Source organism: Methylorubrum aminovorans (assembly GCF_022179725.1).
In the GTDB taxonomy this organism is placed as follows: domain Bacteria; phylum Pseudomonadota; class Alphaproteobacteria; order Rhizobiales; family Beijerinckiaceae; genus Methylobacterium; species Methylobacterium aminovorans.
Genome location: NZ_BPRC01000006.1, coordinates 42713 through 60950, shown reverse-complemented (window position 1 = coordinate 60950; position 18238 = coordinate 42713). Strand labels below are relative to the sequence as shown.

The following is an 18238-nucleotide window of genomic DNA, read 5'->3' as shown; positions in this document are numbered from 1 at the left end:
GCCTCCTCAGCGGACCTGGTTGAGGAGTTCGGCGCCTTGGGTCACGATCCGCTTGCCCGCGGCGAGCCCGGAGACGACCAGCACCTGCCCCGCATCGAGCGGCTCGACCCGCACCTCGCGGGGCTCGAAGCGCTCCGGCGCGGTGTGCTCGTAGACGATGCTTTGGCCGTTGCCGCCACGCACCACGCTCATGCGCGGAAGCGCCAACCCCTTCTGCTGTGCGTCGGTTGCGGCCAGCACGGTGACGAACTGCCCGGTCCGCAGTTCCGACGGCGCGCCTTCGACGGCGAAGTGCATCGGCACGGCTTGGCTGCGGTCGGCGAGCCCTGCGCCCATGTAGGCGAGGCGCAGCATGCGACCGTCGGCAAGGCGGGCGGTGGCGTGCTGGCCGCCGGTGAGGGCGTCGAAGCTCAGCGCCTCGATCCAGAGGCGGGTCGGGTCGACGATCTGGAACACCTGCACGCCGGGGCTCGCCATCTGCCCGGCCACGGCGGTCGCCTCGGCGATCACGCCGTCGACCGGCGCCTTGAGTGCTTCGGGCTGCTGGCGGATTGTGTCGAGGGCGGCGCGGCGGTCGAGCAGACCCTTCAGCTCGGCCTGGGCGTCCTCCAGTTGCACCTGCGATACGGCGCCGCCCGGTGCGAGCTTGCGGTAACGTTCGACCCGTCGCTCCGTGACTGCGATCTGCTGGTCGAGTTCGCCCTGGCGTTGGCGCATGTCGGAGGCGTCGACCGCCTGCACCGGCGGCGTGACATAGGCCAGCACCTCGCCCTTGCGCACCCGCGTGCCGAGCCGCGGGAAGATCCCGGATTCCGGCGGCGAGAGCCGGCCGCCGACCGAGGACTGCACGACCCCGCTGGCACTCGGATCGGGCACGATGCGCCCCGGCAGCTCGACGGTGCGGCGCATGATGTCGGAGGATGTCACCACCGTGCGCACGGCCAGTACCCTCTGGGTGGGCTTGGGCACGAAGATCGACCCGTCCGGTTGACGTCGCGCCAAGTCCTGTCCCGCCGGCGCCGGGGCGGCCATGAGGGTGGTTTGCGATCCGGGGGCACTCCCGTGACCGTGCCCCTCGCCCGCGAAGGCGCGCGGCGCGAACGCGAGGGCGACGATGAGGGCGACGAGGGCAGTGGCCGGCAAGTAACGGCGCCCCTTCATCAGGAGCGTGACCGCGATGCCGAGAAGGAAGCCGGTGCCGCCGATGGCCAGCGGCAGCGGGTCGGCCTCCTTCAGGTGGCGCTGAAAGTCGTGGGCCGCGGCGAGGCCGGATGCCCACGCGGAGACACCCGCCTCAGACTTCGGCGGCGGTGCCTCCCGCACCGTCAACGTGACCGGAAACATGTCGGTTGAGCCTGCCGCGGTCACGGTGAAGAGCACCTCGTGCTCGCCGGGGTGCAGGCTCCAATGTGCATCGACCGCGTAGCTGCCGTCCGGCATGGGCGAGGCGGTGAGGGAGCCGTCCGGCGTCTCGGCTCGGACGACGGCGTCCGTCACAGGCTCGTTGGTGCCCACACGGTCGAGGAACACGGCCAAGCGGCCGCTTCGGACGATGGCGACCAATTCGAGCGCGTCGGTGCTCGACGTACTGCGCGGCGCTGTAGCCGCCGCCGGAGCCTGCGCCTCGTTGCCGTGGTCGTGCCCCTCATGGGCGACGGCGAGCGTCGGCGCACCGGCCCAGAGGCCAAACGCCAGGAGAGCCGTCCGCAGGGCGGAGGCGTAGAGAACACGCATGGGATGATCGAGCCTTCGCGTAAAGGAGGCTGGCGGCTGTCGTTCACGGACAGCCGCTCAGGGCGCGCGTTGGAGCGCGGACCTCAGGCGAAGGTTCGAGGGGGTTCAGGAAGCGTCTCAGGAACCACGCTGTCGAACGTGACTTTGCGGACGCCAGCCAACGTTCGCTCGGGCTTCCAGGCAACCACGACGGTCAAGCAGTCCCAGCGCGCGAACGACGCTGGGCAGCAAAGGCCGCAAGGACCAGCCACCGACTCTTCGGCGCTTCGGTCGGCATGGCCCACCATGTCGTCAACCTGACCTGGCCCTCCAGTCACTTGGTACCCGACCGAGACGGACGTGTCGTGTCCGACGTGAAGCTCCCCCGCGTGCGAGTGTCCCGCACCCGCCACCGAAAAGGCGGCAAGCGACACGATCTGGAAGACCGTGAGCAACGAACGCCAAAAGGACCGGGTGGCCGACATGATGCGGGGTGCATAGCACATCCACGCGGGCAGACCATGAGCTATTTGGCGCTCAACGAGTGGCGCCCCGACGAAAGTCCTTGGATGTATCCGCCCCAACCGTTCGGTCCGGTGAGCGAGGTTCAAATCCGGGCACCGGCGGGGCCGGCCGCCGGTAGGGGGTTAGGTCCCGGCCGCCATTCCGGCCGCCTTGGTGTCAGGGGTGAGGTTGTTCGCGTGCAGGGCGCGACTTCGCCCGCCGGGCTTCGTGCTCGGAGGCCATGGCCTCCGTCAGCGCGTACACTCTGGTCGCAGATTGGGAACAAACAAGGAACCTGGCGGTTGCGACTCCCGAAGCTGGGCTTAACCGGTCTGACTGGGCGTCGGACGCGATCCAGCCTCGCAAGATGGGCTCCATTCCAGGACCATCCCGGCTGCAGGAGGGGGGCGTGGCTAAGAACATCGTGGTCTTCTCGGATGGCACCGGCCAGGAAGGTGGCCTCCGCGAGGAACAGCGCCTCAGCAACGTCTACAAGCTCTACCGCGTCTGCCGGGTCGGGCCGGACAGCGGCATCGACCCGCGCGAGCAGGTCGCCTTCTACGACGCCGGCCTCGGCACGGACGGCTCGGCCCCGGGTTTCGTCGGTGCCTACCGCCGACTGCAGAAGCTGCTGTCCTCGGTGACCGGCCTGGGCATCACGAAGAACATCGCCGACTGCTACGAGTTCGCCATCAACCACTACGAGCCCGGCGACCGCATCTACCTGATCGGCTTCAGCCGAGGGGCCTACACGGCCCGTTGCGTGGCCAACGTTCTGTTCCTGTGCGGCGTCCCGACGAAAGTGCCGGGCGGAGACCTTCCACGCTTCCGCAAGGCGACGCGGGACATCGCGGATGAGGCGGTGATCAAGGTCTATGAGTACGGCGCGGGTTCACCCCGGGGCGGCGACTACGAGAAGGACCGGTTCGAGTTGGCGAGGCGATTCCGGCGCAAGTACAGGTCGGGTGACGACCTTTCCTCGAACGTGGCACCGCACTTCATCGGCGTGTTCGACACCGTCGCCTCGCTCGGCGCGACCGGACCCAAGTGGTGGGGCATCGCGGCCGGCCTGACGATCCTGGCCGTGCTGGTTGCAGCCGTGCCCGCCGTCCTGTCCGACCTAGCGTTCGGCACCGGCTACTGGCGCCCGTTCCTGGCCACCCTCTCGCTCACTGCGGCGTTCGTCCTCTGGCGTTGGCTGCCGACAGCGGTCAAGACCATCACCGACTCACCGGTGAACGGGAAGGCGCGCTGGCACATCGCGCAATGGCGCTCCGGGAACTACGACCAACTGCTGAGCGGCCATGTCGGCTATGCCCGGCATGCCCTCTCCATCGACGAGACCCGCGCCGACTTCCCGCGGGTCAGGTGGGGCAGCCGGGACGGGGTGCGGAAAAAGGTCCAGGGCGAGCCCGATCCGCTCATCCAGATGTGGTTCGCCGGCAACCACTCCGACATCGGCGGCAGCTACCCCGAAGCCGAGAGCCGGCTGTCCGACGTCGCCTTGCAGTGGATGGTGGAGCAGGCCACCAAGATCCCGGATCCGCTTCGGGTCGACGGGATGGTGTCCGGAGAGCCCGGTACCGGCCGGCTGCACCTGCATCCGGCGTCCGATGGCATGCAGCACTGCGAGGTCGCCGGCATGCACGACTCCATCGCCGGCATCCTTCCCCGCTGGCTGTCCCGTCGCATGGGATGGCTGGGATGGCCGGTGAAGGTCCGGGAGATCCCGGAGGATGCCCTGGTCCACCCGAGCGTCAGGGAAAGATTCGATCTGGCCGAGGTGACCCAATGTGATGGGAAAGGTCCCTATAGGCCGTTGGCGTTGGCGAACCACCGGGACTTCAGGACCGCTTATGCGCCGGGCTCGCCAAACCCAGGGGCAGCGAAATCCGGCATCGTCTAGCAGACCAATCTGCGATTGCAGTTGCTTGGCCATCCGCGAAGCTGCGGACCGACTACGAGGGATGGAATGAGGCTCGACAGTTTCAGGGTCACCAATTTTCGCAGCGTCGAGGATTCGGAAGAGGTCACGCTCGGCGACATGGTCTGTCTTGTCGGCAAGAACGAGGCTGGCAAGACCGCCCTCCTTCAAGCCTTGGCCGGCCTGAATCCCCACCCGGCGACACCAACGGTATTCGATAGGGAACGGGACTACCCCAGGCGGCACCTGAACGAGTACGACGCACGGCATCCGAAGGAGGAGGGCGAGGCAATCGTCATCACGTCCAAATGGTCCCTATCGCCCGAGGATGTGGCGACGCTGGCCGAAGCGTTGGGCCCCGACTGTCTCCGGTCGCGTCAGATCACCCTCTCGCGCCGCTACGACGACGAAACCTTCCGCATCGACGTTCCGCTGAACTACCCGGCCATCGCCGAGTACCTGATGGCCAGCCACGGCCTCGGCGAAACCGTCAGGGAACCGCTTGCGGAAGCCACAACCACGGACATGCTCCGAAAGGCGTTGGAGGCGTTGGCGGAGCCGACGCCGGACCAAGTCGCGCTCCTGGAAACGATCAGGTCGTTCCCCGGCCAGAACGCGGTGGGTTTCGTTGGGAGCTACATCCGCTCCGTGACGCCCCAGTTCATGTACTTTTCGTATTACGACCGCATGGCCGGGCAAATCCGGGTCGACGACATCGTACGCAACGGGGACGCACCGTACCACCATCCCGGACATCCGCATGGAAACACGCATTTGGACGTCGGCGAGAGGGTTTTCCTCGACTTCCTCGAATTCGCCGGGACCTCGGTGGAGGAGATCAAGGCGTCGACGACCTACGAGTCGCTGAACGCCAAGTGTGAATCCGCATCGAACGCCATCACCGACCAATTGCAGGAATACTGGACGTAGAACGCGTTCCTGGAGCTTGAGGTCAGGGTCACGAAGGCGGAAGCGGGCGACCCCGCCCCGTTCAACGCCGGCGCGATCGCCCGCGCCCGTGTCAGGAACACCCTTCACAGGGTGACGGTGCCGTTCTCGGAGCGTAGCGCCGGGTTCATCTGGTTCTTCTCGTTCCTGGTGAAGTTCGCGCAGGTAAGCAAGCGTGGGGGCAACCAGATACTCCTGCTGGACGAGCCGGGGCTGACCCTCCACGGCAAGGCCCAGGCCGATCTGCTGCGGTACTTCGCCGACCGACTCCTGCCGAAGCACCAAGTGGTCTTCTCCACGCATTCGCCCTTCATGGTGCCGCCCGACGACCTGACGCTCTCCCGGATCATCGAGGACCAGGTCGAGCAGAAGCGTCCAGGCTTCTGGACGACGAAGGGTACCAAGGTCAGGGGCGACGTGCTCGCCACGGACCCGGACACCCTCTTCCCCCTCCAGGCCGCCTTGGGCTACGACGTCACCCAGGCGCTGTTCATCGGCAAGCACACCCTGCTGGTCGAGGGACCGGGCGACATCCTGTTCCTCAAGGCCCTGTCGGCTCAGCTGAAGCGACGGCGACGGACCGCGCTCGACCCCCGCTGGACGATCTGTCCGGCCGGTGGGCTCGACAAGATCCAGTCGTTCGTCTCCCTGTTCAAGGGCGCGAACCTACACCTGGCGGTGATGTCCGACAGAGCCCAGGGCGACAAGCGCAAGCTTGAGCAGCTCAAGGCCGCCGGTGCCATACCAGAGAGCCGCATCATGAATTATCCCGACGTGCTCGGCATCGCCGAGGGCGACGTCGAGGACATATTCGAGCCCGAGACCTATGTCGGCATTGTCAACGGCGCCTTCGAGCTCAAGGGGCGTTCCGCACTGACCCTAGCCAAGCTTGACAAGGATGCACCGGGCCCCGGCCGGCTGGTGAAGCGCATGGAGACGGTGTTCAGGATCCTCCCGGCATCCACGCCGGAATTCGACCACTTCAGCCCGGCTGATTGGCTCATCCGCAATCCCAGTTTCCTGGACGGAAACGGCCCTGGCGTCGTGACGACCCTCGACAACGGTGAGAAGGTCATCGAGGCCATCAACGCTGCTTTGCCACGGTAACCGGTCAACCCGACGCTTTTCACCGCGACAGGCGACCCGAGCGCCTCGCCCGCACGAAGGGCCGGCAACAGTCGTCAGTGGACGCTCTATTGCACCGTATATCCCTGCCATAACTGTGCCCGGCACCTCGTCACCGCCGGGGTGAAGCGGGTCTATTACGTCGAGCCTTACGTGAAGAGCCTCGCGGTCGAGCTTCACTCCGACACCATCGTTACGGAACTTCCGCAACGGCCCAAGGACGGAAAGGCGCCGACCCAGGCCCAGATGGTCATCGTTCCATTCACCGGCGTCGGCGAGCGAATGCATGAGGATTTCTTCATCAAGAAAGGTGATCTGAAGGACGAGCACGGCACGTTCGTGCCTCCCGGCGGGGGCCTGCCCGAACATGCCGTCCGGCTGCGTGACTTGGCCTCCGTCGAGAGGCGTGCCGCCTCCTTGGTCCCGGAAGCCTGACGATGGCCGAACGCAAGATCCTCAGCTTCCCGACCCGGGCGCTGGCGCCGCATGCCGTCCCGTCCATGCCGGACCTGCAATACACCCTCTTCCCCGGCCAGGACGACTGAGAGGGCGCCGTCGCCTTCGTCGACATCGAGGGGCTGACGGAGGAGCCTCTGCTGCGCCTGATTGCGACCAACGCCGCGCGGGCACTCGTCGATCTGAGGCCGCGACCCGTCTTCCAGCGTCCCCGCTTCCGGCACAAGAACGTCGTCTTCTACCTGCACGACCGGGACATCCGGTACGTCGAGTTCGCGCTGATGGCGCGCTGGCCATCCCGGGACAAGGCCGTTGCCGCGATGCATTCCTCCGAGGCATACGCCAAGATCGAGCCGGTCCTCGAACACGGGCTGGCCATCTGCCTCTACGACCAGTCCGCCGAGGACCTCGGCTGGCTCGATGAGATGCGGCGCCTGCTCAGGCATTCGAAGGGATATCGGGCCGAGGTGAACCCGCGCTCCTTGACCGGCATGCCGGTCTGAGGGGGTCTTCGACTTCCAACCGCTCGGAGACATGGTTGCCTTGTCCGGGAATCGAGTAGTAGACGGGTATATCAGCCTGCCTTAGGGCAATTGCGAGCTTATGTTGTTTTAAACGACACAAGAGGTTATTATGTCGATATAAGCGACGGGGCTTCCGCCGCCCGGGGGCGTTAAGTGGCTACGACGCACGGTGATCTGATCCTCACGCGAGGCGACCCGCAACGCGACCGGTCCCTTCAGCGGCAGGCCGCCGCCGGCAAGCTCCGGCGGGTCGGCGACGGCATCTATGCGGTGTGCAACGGTCGTCCCGTCGAAGAGATTGTCTGCGGCGGATGGGCTCCCATCCTCGCTCGATACGCGCCTGGTGCCGTGCTCAGGGGCCGGACTGCCCTGCAGAGGAATCCCTGGCGTGAGCGCGGGCCGGACGGGCGCGTCGTCTTCCCGGGCTGGGTGTTCGCGACCGATCCGCACGGGAAGGCCCGCAGGCGGTTGTCACTGCCCGGCTTGGAAATCAGAACCTTCCCCGGTCCAGGGCCGTTGGAGGGGGACATGTCCTTCCTCGGGGTCTACCTTCCGAGCGACGCGCGCGCCCTGCTGGAGAACCTGCAGGCATCACGCGCACGGAGTGGGCCTAGCCGCACCGTCGGAAGGGAAGGCGTCGAACGAGAGGTCGAGCGGTTGCTGAAGACCGCCCATGAGGACGGTCTCCGGGAGATCCGGCAGCGGGCCGAGTGCATCGCAGGCTCGCTTGGGGCGGAACAGGAACTGCAGGTCCTCCTCGATATCATCGGGACCATCCTCGGAACGCGCAAAGCCGGTTTGGTCGCAAGGGACGTGGCCGCGCGGCGCCGGCCGGACGACCCCTACGACCCCGAGTGCATGGAGCGCCTCAAGGTCTTGGCGATGACCCTCGGGCGCGTCGCGCCCGACTTGGCCGACCCGCACGTCGGTCCCGGCGAGCGGGACTGCACGTCATTCGTCGAGGCGTACTTCACCAACTACATCGAGGGCACGCGCTTCCTCGTCGACAAGGCGCGGCGCATCGTGTTCGAGCACGAACCGGCCGATGGGCGGCCGCAGGACGGTCGCGACGTGACGCAAACCTTTGCCCAGGTCGCGAGCATCGTGCCGGGCGAGGCGCGCGCATCGTCCGTCGATGAGTTCATGGCCGAGATCCGCGAGCGGAACGCGCGGTTGCTCGACGCGCGCCCCGACAAGAAGCCGGGCGAGTTCAAGGAGGATGCCAACAGCGCCGGCAACACCGTCTTCGTGTTGCCTGACCTCGTCAAGGGGACTCTGCGCGAGGGTTTCGCCATGCTGCGCGACCTGCAGGCCCCGTTCGCCCGCGGCGTGTTCGCCCACACCCTCATCGTCCTCGTCCATCCCTTCAACGACGGCAACGGTCGGACCGCCCGCATCATGATGACGAAGGAATTGGTCGGCGGGGGGAAGTCGCGAATCGTGGTGCCGACCATCTACCGGTCGGACTACATCGGGGGGTTGCGGGCGCTTACCGCACCCGGCGCCGCTCAAGCCGCGCCCCTCGTGCGCGCGATGCTGCGGTGCCAGTCCGTCACGGCCCGCATCGCTTCGCCGGACCTCGACGAAACGTTGCGCCTTTGGGCCTCGACACACGCTTTTCTGGAAGACGAGAAGAACGCGAGGTTCACCGACCCGAACGTCAACGTGGACATCGTATGGCGGCGAGGCATCCCGGCCCCCGCCTCCTACTGGCAGGAACTCGACTTGACGGCCCAACTCCAGGACGATGTCACCGGCCTGATACCCCTTGAACATCAAGTCGTATAGAACGACGATGACGCACTTCCAACGACCAAAAACTACAAAGGCCGCGTGATGACGTTCATGATGGTAGGTCGTTGCGTCACTCGCCTGCAAGGCCAACTAGGGGCGAGGTGCCGGAACGGGCAGTATGTGGTTTTGGGTCCGGCCACCACCGGCGATTCGGCAACGCGCCATCCGCATTCATCCCGAGCCATTTGGTGTATCGCAAGCCCGACGGTGATCCGTGCTGTCCGCTCGGCGCCGTCATGACGGCTCGCCATATGCCCAGTGGCGGCAGGTCGGACGCAGACGTCGGCACGTGGCCGGAAATCTCCCGAAACCCGACACCGCCTCCGAGGCGCCGATCCAGGGCTGCTTTCCTCAAGTCCAAAGGAATGCTTACGCCTTTAGGGTAAGCGACTTCTCACGTCGCTGTTGTCTCGGCTGCAGGCTAGGACCGGTCCGTGGCGCGGCTCAGTTCCGGCTCCGGCTTGCGAGCGGTCACGGCCAGCACCGCGCCATGAATGCTCCGACCCGAACAAGGCGACCCATGCGCGTGCTGCTGATCGAGGACGACCGCATGATCGGCGAAGGGTTGTCGCACGGCCTTGCCGCCGAAGGCTACTCCGTCGATTGGGTACGCGACGGCCCCATGGCCGAAACGGCGCTGCGGGTCGGCGGCCACGCATTGGTCCTGCTGGACCTCGGCCTGCCGGGCGCCGACGGCCTGCAGGTTCTCAGGTCCGCGCGGACGGCGGGCAACGACATGTCGGTGCTCATCATCACGGCGCGGGACGGACTCGACAGCCGCGTCGCCGGCCTCGACCTCGGGGCCGACGACTACCTGGTCAAGCCGTTCGAGATGCGCGAGCTGCTCGCCCGGATGCGGGCGATCCTGCGGCGCCGGGCCGGGCGGGCGACCGCGCGGCTCGTGGCCGCCGAGACCGAACTCGACACGGAGAGCCATGTGCTATCCCACGCCGGAACCGTCGCGGTCCTGTCGGCGCGCGAATACGCCCTCATGCACGCGCTCATGGAGCGACCGGGGCGCATCCTCTCTCGGGCGCAGATCGAGGAACGCATCTACGGGTGGGGCGAGGAGGTCGAGAGCAACGCGGTGGACGCCCTGATCCTCACGGTCCGCCGCAAGGTCGGCAAGGGCGTGATCCTCAACGTCCGCGGCGCAGGCTGGATGGTGCCCAAGCCATGAGGGCCGCCTCCTTGCGCCGCACGACGCTCGGCTGGATGACCGCCCTGCTCGCCGGAATCGGCTTGGCCGCGATGGTCGCGGCCTATGCCCTCGCGCGGATCGAGGCGGCCGATTTCCTCGACGGGCAGTTGCGGCAGGTCGCCCTCAACGCCGGTCCCGGGCTCCCGGACGCGGACGCGCCGCCCGCCGCCGACCAGGACCCGGAGGACCAACTCGCCGTCACCATCTGGAAGGACGGGCAGGTCCTGCGCGACGACCGCGGCGTCGACGTCCGCCACCCCGGCCGCACGGGATACGCGAACGTCGTCATGGGCGGCGAGCTCTGGCGCACCTACACGACCGCCAACGGCACCACGACGGTCCGGGTCGCCCAGCGCGACGTCGTGAGGGCGGAGTTCGCACGCAATGCGGCGCTCGGCGCCGTGGCCCCGCTGCTGCTCCTCGTCCCGCTGTCGTGGATCGTCGTCGGCTGGGCGATGAACCGGGCGCTCGGGCGGCTCGACGGCTTGGTGCATGACCTCGCCGGGCGCGGCGCCGCCGCCCAAGGCCCCTTGCCGACGCGCGGCGTGCCGACGGAGGTGGCGCCCCTCGTCGAGGCCATGAACGGGCTCATCCTTCGCCTGCAGGCCGCTCTGGCCGCCCAGAAGCGGTTCGTGGCCGACGCGGCGCACGAACTGCGTACGCCGCTTGCCGCGATGCAGATCCAACTCGACTCCCTCGGCGGGCCTGCCGGTGGCGGGGGCGACGCGCGGCGTATGGCGCTGGCGGACGGCCTCCGGAGGGCGAACCGGCTGGTGGATCAACTGCTCCGTCTCGCCCGGCTCGACGACGGTGCCGAGGCCCGTCCTGCATCCGTCGACCTCGGCCAGCTCCTGCTCGACTGCGTCGCCGACCACGTCGTGCTCGCCGAGCGCAAGGACATCGACCTGGGCGTGCATATCGAGACACCCGCGACGCTTCACGCGTCGGAGGACGAGGTCCGCGTCCTGTTCGCCAACCTGGTCGACAACGCCCTGCGCTACACGCCGTCGGGAGGCCAGGTCGACGTCCGTCTGCTGAACCGGAACGGTGCGTGCGTCGTCACGGTTCGGGACACCGGCTGCGGGCTGCCGCCGGGAAGCGAGGGCCGCCTGTTCGACCGCTTCTTCCGGGCCGCGCCACCGGAAGTCGAAGGCACAGGGCTCGGGCTCGCCATCGCCCGCCGCATCGCGGAGCGCAACGACCTCGGCCTGACGGTCGAAAACCGACGTGACGGGCAGGGGACCCTCGCAACCGTCAGACTGCCGGCCTGAGGCCGAGCCTGCGGCTCCTCCGGACGAAGCTCATTCTGCCCTCATTCTGGCTCGCTATCACCGTGCCCGACCATGACGGACGGGAGACGGGGATGAGCGAGATCCAGCGCCAGGTCTTGAACAAGGTACCGGAGGTCACCGCGGCCTTCTGGGTCATCAAGATCCTGTCCACGACCGTCGGCGAGACCGGCGCGGACTACCTCGCGGTGAACGTCGGCCTGGGTGCCGCCGTCACCGCCACCCTCACGGCCGGCCTCCTCGCGGCCGTCCTCGCCCTGCAGGTGCGCGAGCGGCGCTACGTGCCCTGGACCTATTGGTCGACCGTCGTCCTCGTCAGCGTGGTCGGCACGCAGGTCACCGACATCCTGACCGACAAGCTCGGCGTGAGCCTCTTCGTCAGCACCGGCGTGTTCGCGGCCGCCCTCGCCGCCGTGTTCGCCCTCTGGTACGCGACCGAGCGGACGCTCTCGATCCACGCCATCGTGACCCGGCGCCGCGAGGCGTTCTACTGGCTCGCCATCCTCCTGACCTTCGCGCTCGGCACGGCCGCGGGCGACCTGGCTACCGAGGCGCTGGGGCTCGGCTTCAATCTCGGCGTCGTCATCTTCGGCACGATCCTGGCCGCCCTCGCCCTCGCCTGGCGCCTCGGCGCGAACCCGGTGACGACCTTCTGGCTCGCCTACATCGTCACGCGCCCCCTCGGCGCATCGCTGGGCGATCTGCTGTCGCAGGCACGGGAATACGGCGGCCTCGGCTTCGGCACGGCCTCCACCAGCCTCGCCTTCTTCTCCGTCATCGTCGCCCTGGTGACGTCCCTGAGCCTCGTCTCCGGACGCCCTGGCGAGCCGGCCGGACAGCGGCGGGCCTGACCGTCCGCCGCCTCCCGCATCCCCATCCTCCAGTCCTTCCAACGCCGCACGACACGGAGCGAACGACCATGCGAAACATCCTCCTCGCCGCCATCGCCGCGACGGTCATCGGTGCCACGGCCGCCCCCCTGGGCCTGCTGGCGATGCAGGACGCCGCCGTCGGAGCGACGCCCAAGGCGATGGCGGCCTCGAAGCTTGGCGACCTCTCCAAGTTCCGGACCATCGTCGTCGACGTGAAGGCGATGACCGACCGGGGCGACCTCGCCGCCGCCAAGACGCGCATCAAGGACCTGGAATTGTCCTGGGACGCGTCCGAGGCCGGCCTGAAGCCGCGAGCCGCCGCCGACTGGCACGTCGTGGACAAGGCCATCGACCGCGCCCTCGACGCGCTGCGGGCGTCGAACCCCGATCCGGCCGCCTGCCGTCGCGCGGTCGACGACCTGCTCGCCATCATCGACCAGACCCACACCGCGTGAGCCAGCCCTCGCTTTCCCACGGCAGCCCGATGCAACCGACCGAGCGACCCGGACACGTCGAACCCGCCAAGGTGCCTGAAGCCACCGCCGGGTTCTGGGCCATCAAGATCGTGGCCACGACCCTGGGCGAGGTCGGCGGGAACGCCGTCACGTTGACGCTCGGCCTCGGCTATCTCGCCGGCACGGCGATCTTCGGGGCCGCCCTGGCGGTGCTGCTGGCCGCACAGGTCCGGGCGGACCGCTTCCATCCGATCCTGTACTGGGCCGTGGTCACCGCGACGACGCTCGCAGGCACGACCCTCGCCGACTTCTGCGACAGGTCCCTCGGCATCGGCTACGCGGGCGGGTCCCTGGTGCTGCTCGGATCGGTCGTCGCGACCCTGATCCTGTGGAAGCGCACGCTCGGCACGGTCGCCGTGGAGACGGTGCGGTCCCCGCGGGCCGAAGGTTTCTACTGGGCCACGGTCATGTTCTCCCAGACGCTCGGCACCGCGTTGGGCGACTGGATGGCTGACAGCAGCGGGCTCGGGTACAACGGGAGCGCGCTCCTCATCCTCGTCGCGCTGGCCGTGGTCACGGCCCTCCATCTGCGAACGCGTGTTTCCAGGCCCATGCTGTTCTGGACGGCGTTCGTCCTGACGCGGCCGCTCGGCGCCACCCTCGCCAACTCGCTCGACAAGCCGGTCGCTTCCGGCGGCCTGGGCATCGACGACATCACGATCTCCGGCGTGCTCGCGCTCGTCATGGCCGGGGCTCGTCCTCCTCATCCCGCAGCGTGCCGGTCGCCGGGCGGCCTGCGCCGACGCGCCGTGAGGTTTTTCTCGAAGAAGGAGCAGGTCCGATGGACGACCGTTACGAACGCGCCCTGAGCAAGGTACCCGAGGTCACGCTGGGCTTCTGGATCATCAAGATCCTGGCCACGACGCTCGGGGAGACCGGCGGCGACACCGTCACCATGACCCTCAACTGGGGCTACCTCGCCGGCACCGCCCTGTTCGCCGTGCTGCTGGTCGCGCTCGTGGTCGCCCAGATCATATCGAAGCGGTTCCACCCGGTCCTGTACTGGTCCACGATCGTCGCCTCGACCACCTTCGGTACGACGATGGCGGACTTCGCCGACCGCTCGCTCGGCATCGGATACACCGGCGGGTCGACCCTGCTACTCGCCTGCCTCGCGGCCGTGCTCGGGCTTTGGTACGCGACCGAGGGCACCGTGTCGGTGGACACGGTTTCGACCCCGCGGGTCGAGGCGTTCTATTGGGGGGCGATCACCTTCTCGCAGACGTTGGGCACCGCGCTCGGCGACTGGCTCGCGGACACCGGCGGCCTCGGCTACGAGGGTGGCGCCCTCGTCTTCGCGGCGGCGCTCGCGGTCGTCATCGCCCTGTACTACCGGACCTCCGTTTCACGGGTCACGCTCTTCTGGGCGGCGTTCATCCTGACCCGCCCGCTCGGGGCCACGGTGGGCGATTTCCTCGACAAGCCGGTCGCCAACGGCGGGCTGAACCTGAGCCGGCCGCTCGCTTCCGCCGTGATCGCGGCCTTCATCGTGGCGCTCATCGTCCTGCTACCGCAGCGGGCCGGCCGTCATCCGGGCGCGGACGCGACGGCGTCATGAACCTGCGGTCGACACCGCATGGCGACGCGCCGGGGCCCCGCCCTTGTCCGGCGCCGCGGCGACTTCGTCCACGGGGCCGTGCGCGCGACCTGCCCCCGATCCGTGGAGTTCGCACGGATGCCGGCGGCCCGGGGACGGCGGCCGCGCGCATCCCGAGGCCGGGCCAGAAGCAGTCGCCGTGGGTCAGGGCCGCGGTCCATCGACGATCCTTGCATCCCCGGTCTGGCCGCCTCGCCCCACGGGCGACGCGCGTCAGACCTGGGGCGGCGTACCGAGGTCCGGCCGGGAGGCGAGGCGGATGAACGAATTGGGTGCCTGGGCAGCAGCCGTGACGCGCCTCGGGAAACGGGAGCTCGGCCTCGTGGCGACGCTGTTCTGCGTCGCCGCACTCCTCCTCGCGTTCGGCCTCCTCGCCGGCGAGGTGATGGAGGGTGATACCATGGCGTTCGACACCCGGGTCGCGCGCTTCTTCCGTCCACTCGGCGCCGCCGGCCCAATCGGGCCGGCCTGGGTGCATGAGATGGCGCGCGACGTGACCTCCCTTGGGAGCATGGTCGTCCTGTGCTTCCTGCTGGCTGCGACCGTGGGGTACCTGCTCCTGGTCCGCAGGCGTGGGACTGCCCTCCTGGTGGTGGGCTCGATGCTGGGCGGCACGGTCATCAGCTTCGGCCTGAAGCTGCTCTTCAACCGCCCTCGTCCCGACATTCCCGGCGGCATCCAAGTGTTCACAGCCAGCTTTCCCAGCAGCCACGCCATGCTCTCTGCGGTGACCTTCCTGACGCTGGGGGCGATCATGACGAGGGTCGCAGCGGGCGCACGGCTGAAGGCGTACTTCATGGGGCTCGCCGTCTTCCTCACCGTCGTCGTGGGGCTGAGCCGCGTCTACATCGGCGTCCACTACGCGACCGACGTGTTGGCGGGCTGGTGCGTCGGGTCGGCCTGGGCGGTGCTGTGCTGGATCGTGGCGCTGCGCCTCCAGCGGCGCGGCCAGGTCGAAGCGTCGGGGGCGGCCGGTGAGCCCGACCGTACGGCTCATGCGGATTCGAAGCTGTCCGTTCGGACCTTGCGTTAGCGTCGCCTTACGGCGCTCAAATGGCTCGGCCGTGCTGCCGGATCACCCGGTTCAGGGTGCGCCCGAGTTGGTCGGCGGCGTAGGGCTTGTGCAGCAGCTCGAAGCCGTCACCACCTCCCTGGGCCAGCGCATCGCTGTAGCCGGACGCCAGGACGACCGGCAGGCCGGGGAGCCGCCCGCGCAACAGCTTGGCCATGGCGAGGCCGCCCATGCCGGGCATGACCACGTCCGAGAACACGACGTGGAAGCCGGCGCCATCCGGGCCGAGCCGGTCGAGGGCCTCCTCGGCGTTCGCCGCCCAGTCCGTCGCGAAGCCCAAGTCCTGGAGGATCTGCGTGGCGAATCGCCCGACCTCGACGTTGTCCTCCACGACCAGCACGCGCCGCCCGGCTCCGGACGAGGTGGCCTCGTCTCCCGTTTCATGTCTGCCCGGCTCCGGGGCGACCTCGATCTCGGGCAGGTACAGCGTGAACGTGGTCCCACGCCCCGGAGCGCTCTCCACGTTCACGTCGCCGCCCGATTGCTTGGCGAAGCCGAACACCTGGCTCAGGCCCAACCCCGTTCCCTTGCCGACTTCCTTCGTGGTGTAGAACGGCTCGAAGATGCGTCCGAGGAGCTCCGGGGCGATGCCCGTGCCCGTGTCCGACAGCGAGACCGCCGCGAACGGCGCCGGGCTGCCGCCGTGACCGCGGATCGAAGGCATCCCCTGCGAGCAGGACAGCCGCAGCGTCAGCGTGCCCTCGCCGTCCATAGCGTCGCGGGCATTCACCGCCATGTTGATGACGGCCGTCTCGAACTGGCTCACGTCGGCCAGGACGTGACAGGGACGCTCGGGCAACTCGGTCAGCACGCGGATGCGCGAACCGGTCACCGTGTCGAGCATGTCGGCCACGCTTTTCAGACGGGCGCCGGCCTCGAACACCTCGGGCTTGAGCGCCTGCCTTCGGGCGAAGGCCAGGAGTTGCCCGGTCAGCTTGGTGGCGCGCTCCACCGTGTCCGAGACCGCGTCCATGTAGCGCCTTCGCCTGTCGTCCGGCAGGTCGGGTCGCCGCAGGAAGTCGACAGAGGACCGGATGATGGTCAGGAGGTTGTTGAAGTCGTGGGCCACGCCCCCGGTCAGCTGGCCGACCGCCTCCAGCTTCTGCGACTGCCGGAGCGCCGCCTCCGCCTCGCCCAGGCGGGCGGTGCGCTCCTCGACCCGCTGCTCAAGCGTCGCGTTCAGGGCCGCGAGCTGCCCCGCCGCCTCGCGCAGGGCGGCGTCGGCGCGCACGCGCTCGATATGCGCCCAGCAGCGCTCCGTCACCTCGCGGAGAACCGCAAGGTCGTCGCCCGACCAAGCCCGCGCCACCCGGTCGTGGATGGCCATCATGGCCGTCAGGCGCCCGTCCTTGACCAGGGGCATGCAGGCTACCGCCGCGACACCAACGGCCTGGAAGGAGGCAGCGTCCGCAGCCGGCAGTTCAGACCGGACGTCGCCGACGACGAGCAACTCGCCCGAACGAAGGCAGGTCGCGGCCAGCGTGCCGAAATCGGTGAGGCGGTAGCGCCCGACGATGCTCGGCGAGCCCTCCGCCGACCAATCCCCGCGGATGGTCAGGCCTTCCCCGTCCGGGTCCATGTCGGCGTAGGCGCAGTTCGAGAGACGCAGATGGCCCGCCACCATGCGCGTCGTCACCGACAGGATGCCCTCGGCATCTGTGTTCCCGGCGGTCTCCGTGCCGAGTGCGTCGAGGAAGCGCAGCCTTGCCTCGTTGGCTTGCCGGACCTCCTCGGCTCGCCGCCGCGCCGTGATGTCGATGGCCGTGCCGAGCGCCCGGACGCACGCTCCTCTCGCGTCGAACAGGCCCTTGCCCTTGGCCGCGACCCAGCGGACGACGCCATCCTCCTTTCCGACCGTGCGGTACTCGACGTCGTAGGTCGCGCGCCGCGCCGGGTCGAGCGCCGAGGCGAAGGCCGCGCTCGTCACCTCCAGGTCGTCCGGATGCAGCCCGGCATAGAAGTCGGCCATGCTGCAGGGCACGCCCGGCGAGATGCCGAACATCGCCTTGGTACGATCCGACCAGGTCAGCACGTCGGTGGTCAGGTCGAGGTCCCAGGTCCCCACCTCGGCGGCCTCGGTCGCGAGCCGCAGGGATTCCTCGCTGAAGGCCAGCCGCTCCAGGTTGGCCCGCCGCTCGGCCGTCAACGCCGCGTTCTCGTCCTCCAGCACGACGAGGCGCTCACGCTCGACCGTCACGTCCAACTGGCTGGCGAAGAAGTATGCGAGATCGCCGCCCGCGTCGTTGACCGGCGCCAGCAGCAGCCGGTTCCAGAACGGTGTTCCGTCCTTCTTGTGGTTGCGGATGTCGATCTCGATGGACCGGGGCGCGACGATGGCCTCGCGGATCAGGCGGACTGTCTCCGGGTCGGTCTCAGGGCCCTGCAGGAAGCGGCAATTGCGCCCGAGGATCTCCTCCCGCGCATAACCGGTCAGGCGGCAGAAGGCATCGTTGACGAAGACGATGGGATTGTCCGGCCGGCGCGGATTGGTGATGACCATCGGCATGCGCGTTGCCCGCACGGCAGCGGGGAACGGGTCGGTCCCGCCATCAATTCCGGCGAGTTCGGCCTCGATCCTGGCTTGGTCGCGTCGGAGCCGCTCAGGCGTCGCGCGGTATGGGGGTGGCTTGACCGTGTCGTCCATCAGGCTTCGGTTCTAGCAGCCGTTGCCACAATTCGCAGCGGGGTCGGGCGCGGCGGTCGC

Annotated in this window: 15 protein-coding genes and 1 pseudogene; 14 read left to right on the top strand and 2 right to left on the bottom strand. The window is 68.5% G+C overall.

The annotated features are described in order from the left end of the window. Positions 1-6: 6 nt before the first annotated feature. Positions 7-1734: an efflux RND transporter periplasmic adaptor subunit gene (locus MFF24_RS10600; protein ID WP_012455876.1), complete on the bottom strand. Its 1728-nt coding sequence runs from the start codon at positions 1732-1734 to the stop codon at positions 7-9. 892 nt (positions 1735-2626) lie between these two features. Here MFF24_RS10600 and MFF24_RS10595 point away from each other — a divergent pair. From MFF24_RS10595 to MFF24_RS10530, 14 genes and pseudogenes are all read left to right on the top strand, one after another. After that, positions 2627-4123 (top strand): T6SS phospholipase effector Tle1-like catalytic domain-containing protein, encoded by a 1497-nt coding sequence (locus MFF24_RS10595; RefSeq protein ID WP_012455877.1) that lies wholly within the window; start codon positions 2627-2629, stop codon positions 4121-4123. A 66-nt stretch (positions 4124-4189) separates the two neighbouring features. After that, positions 4190-5071, top strand: a complete 882-nt coding sequence (locus MFF24_RS10590; protein WP_003596854.1) for an AAA family ATPase — start codon at positions 4190-4192, stop codon at positions 5069-5071. A 111-nt stretch (positions 5072-5182) separates the two neighbouring features. Then, positions 5183-6196 (top strand): ATP-dependent nuclease, encoded by a 1014-nt coding sequence (locus tag MFF24_RS10585; RefSeq protein ID WP_017484342.1) that lies wholly within the window; start codon positions 5183-5185, stop codon positions 6194-6196. Positions 6197-6280: 84 nt separating this feature from the next. After that, positions 6281-6367 (top strand): annotated as a pseudogene (locus tag MFF24_RS29150) (hypothetical protein); the annotation flags it as partial. After that, the gene (locus MFF24_RS10575) at positions 6368-6649 is read left to right on the top strand and encodes a hypothetical protein (RefSeq protein ID WP_231343942.1); all 282 of its coding nucleotides are present in this window, start codon (positions 6368-6370) and stop codon (positions 6647-6649) included. 302 nt (positions 6650-6951) lie between these two features. Next, the gene (locus MFF24_RS10570) at positions 6952-7173 is read left to right on the top strand and encodes a hypothetical protein (protein WP_003596862.1); all 222 of its coding nucleotides are present in this window, start codon (positions 6952-6954) and stop codon (positions 7171-7173) included. A 549-nt stretch (positions 7174-7722) separates the two neighbouring features. Beyond that, the gene (locus MFF24_RS10565) at positions 7723-8982 is read left to right on the top strand and encodes a Fic family protein (protein ID WP_017484341.1); all 1260 of its coding nucleotides are present in this window, start codon (positions 7723-7725) and stop codon (positions 8980-8982) included. Positions 8983-9508: 526 nt separating this feature from the next. Beyond that, complete coding sequence (locus MFF24_RS10560) at positions 9509-10168, top strand: response regulator transcription factor (RefSeq protein ID WP_003596865.1); 660 nt, start codon at positions 9509-9511, stop codon at positions 10166-10168. Then, the gene (locus tag MFF24_RS10555; protein WP_003596867.1) at positions 10165-11460 is read left to right on the top strand and encodes a sensor histidine kinase; all 1296 of its coding nucleotides are present in this window, start codon (positions 10165-10167) and stop codon (positions 11458-11460) included. Before MFF24_RS10560 ends, MFF24_RS10555 begins: the two co-directional genes overlap by 4 nt. A gap of 92 nt (positions 11461-11552) precedes the next feature. Next, entirely contained in the window at positions 11553-12329 is a 777-nt protein-coding gene (locus tag MFF24_RS10550) for a COG4705 family protein (protein ID WP_003596870.1), read from the top strand. 68 nt (positions 12330-12397) lie between these two features. Beyond that, complete coding sequence (locus MFF24_RS10545; protein WP_003596871.1) at positions 12398-12805, top strand: hypothetical protein; 408 nt, start codon at positions 12398-12400, stop codon at positions 12803-12805. Beyond that, the gene (locus MFF24_RS10540; RefSeq protein WP_003596874.1) at positions 12802-13674 is read left to right on the top strand and encodes a COG4705 family protein; all 873 of its coding nucleotides are present in this window, start codon (positions 12802-12804) and stop codon (positions 13672-13674) included. The genes MFF24_RS10545 and MFF24_RS10540 overlap by 4 nt, the downstream gene beginning before the upstream one ends. Beyond that, positions 13647-14423: a COG4705 family protein gene (locus tag MFF24_RS10535; protein WP_003596877.1), complete on the top strand. Its 777-nt coding sequence runs from the start codon at positions 13647-13649 to the stop codon at positions 14421-14423. Before MFF24_RS10540 ends, MFF24_RS10535 begins: the two co-directional genes overlap by 28 nt. A gap of 298 nt (positions 14424-14721) precedes the next feature. After that, positions 14722-15495 carry a phosphatase PAP2 family protein gene (locus tag MFF24_RS10530; protein WP_003596879.1) on the top strand — a complete coding sequence of 258 codons (774 nt, stop codon included), beginning with the start codon at positions 14722-14724 and terminating at the stop codon, positions 15493-15495. Between the two features lie 16 nt (positions 15496-15511). Here the strand turns inward: MFF24_RS10530 and MFF24_RS10525 are convergent, their stop codons facing one another. Then, entirely contained in the window at positions 15512-18178 is a 2667-nt protein-coding gene (locus tag MFF24_RS10525) for a PAS domain S-box protein (RefSeq protein ID WP_238224431.1), read from the bottom strand. Positions 18179-18238 lie beyond the last annotated feature (60 nt).

What these genes read in the sequence shown, in the direction of transcription:
- MFF24_RS10600 (WP_012455876.1), bottom strand. Translation starts at nt 1,734, where the DNA reads ATGCGTGTTCTCTACGCCTCCGCCCTGCGGACGGCTCTCCTGGCGTTT.
- MFF24_RS10590 (WP_003596854.1), top strand. Translation starts at nt 4,190, where the DNA reads ATGAGGCTCGACAGTTTCAGGGTCACCAATTTTCGCAGCGTCGAGGAT.
- MFF24_RS10570 (WP_003596862.1), top strand. Translation starts at nt 6,952, where the DNA reads ATGGCGCGCTGGCCATCCCGGGACAAGGCCGTTGCCGCGATGCATTCC.
- MFF24_RS10565 (WP_017484341.1), top strand. Translation starts at nt 7,723, where the DNA reads ATGTCCTTCCTCGGGGTCTACCTTCCGAGCGACGCGCGCGCCCTGCTG.
- MFF24_RS10560 (WP_003596865.1), top strand. Translation starts at nt 9,509, where the DNA reads ATGCGCGTGCTGCTGATCGAGGACGACCGCATGATCGGCGAAGGGTTG.
- MFF24_RS10555 (WP_003596867.1), top strand. Translation starts at nt 10,165, where the DNA reads ATGAGGGCCGCCTCCTTGCGCCGCACGACGCTCGGCTGGATGACCGCC.
- MFF24_RS10550 (WP_003596870.1), top strand. Translation starts at nt 11,553, where the DNA reads ATGAGCGAGATCCAGCGCCAGGTCTTGAACAAGGTACCGGAGGTCACC.
- MFF24_RS10545 (WP_003596871.1), top strand. Translation starts at nt 12,398, where the DNA reads ATGCGAAACATCCTCCTCGCCGCCATCGCCGCGACGGTCATCGGTGCC.
- MFF24_RS10535 (WP_003596877.1), top strand. Translation starts at nt 13,647, where the DNA reads ATGGACGACCGTTACGAACGCGCCCTGAGCAAGGTACCCGAGGTCACG.
- MFF24_RS10530 (WP_003596879.1), top strand. Translation starts at nt 14,722, where the DNA reads ATGAACGAATTGGGTGCCTGGGCAGCAGCCGTGACGCGCCTCGGGAAA.
- MFF24_RS10525 (WP_238224431.1), bottom strand. Translation starts at nt 18,178, where the DNA reads ATGGACGACACGGTCAAGCCACCCCCATACCGCGCGACGCCTGAGCGG.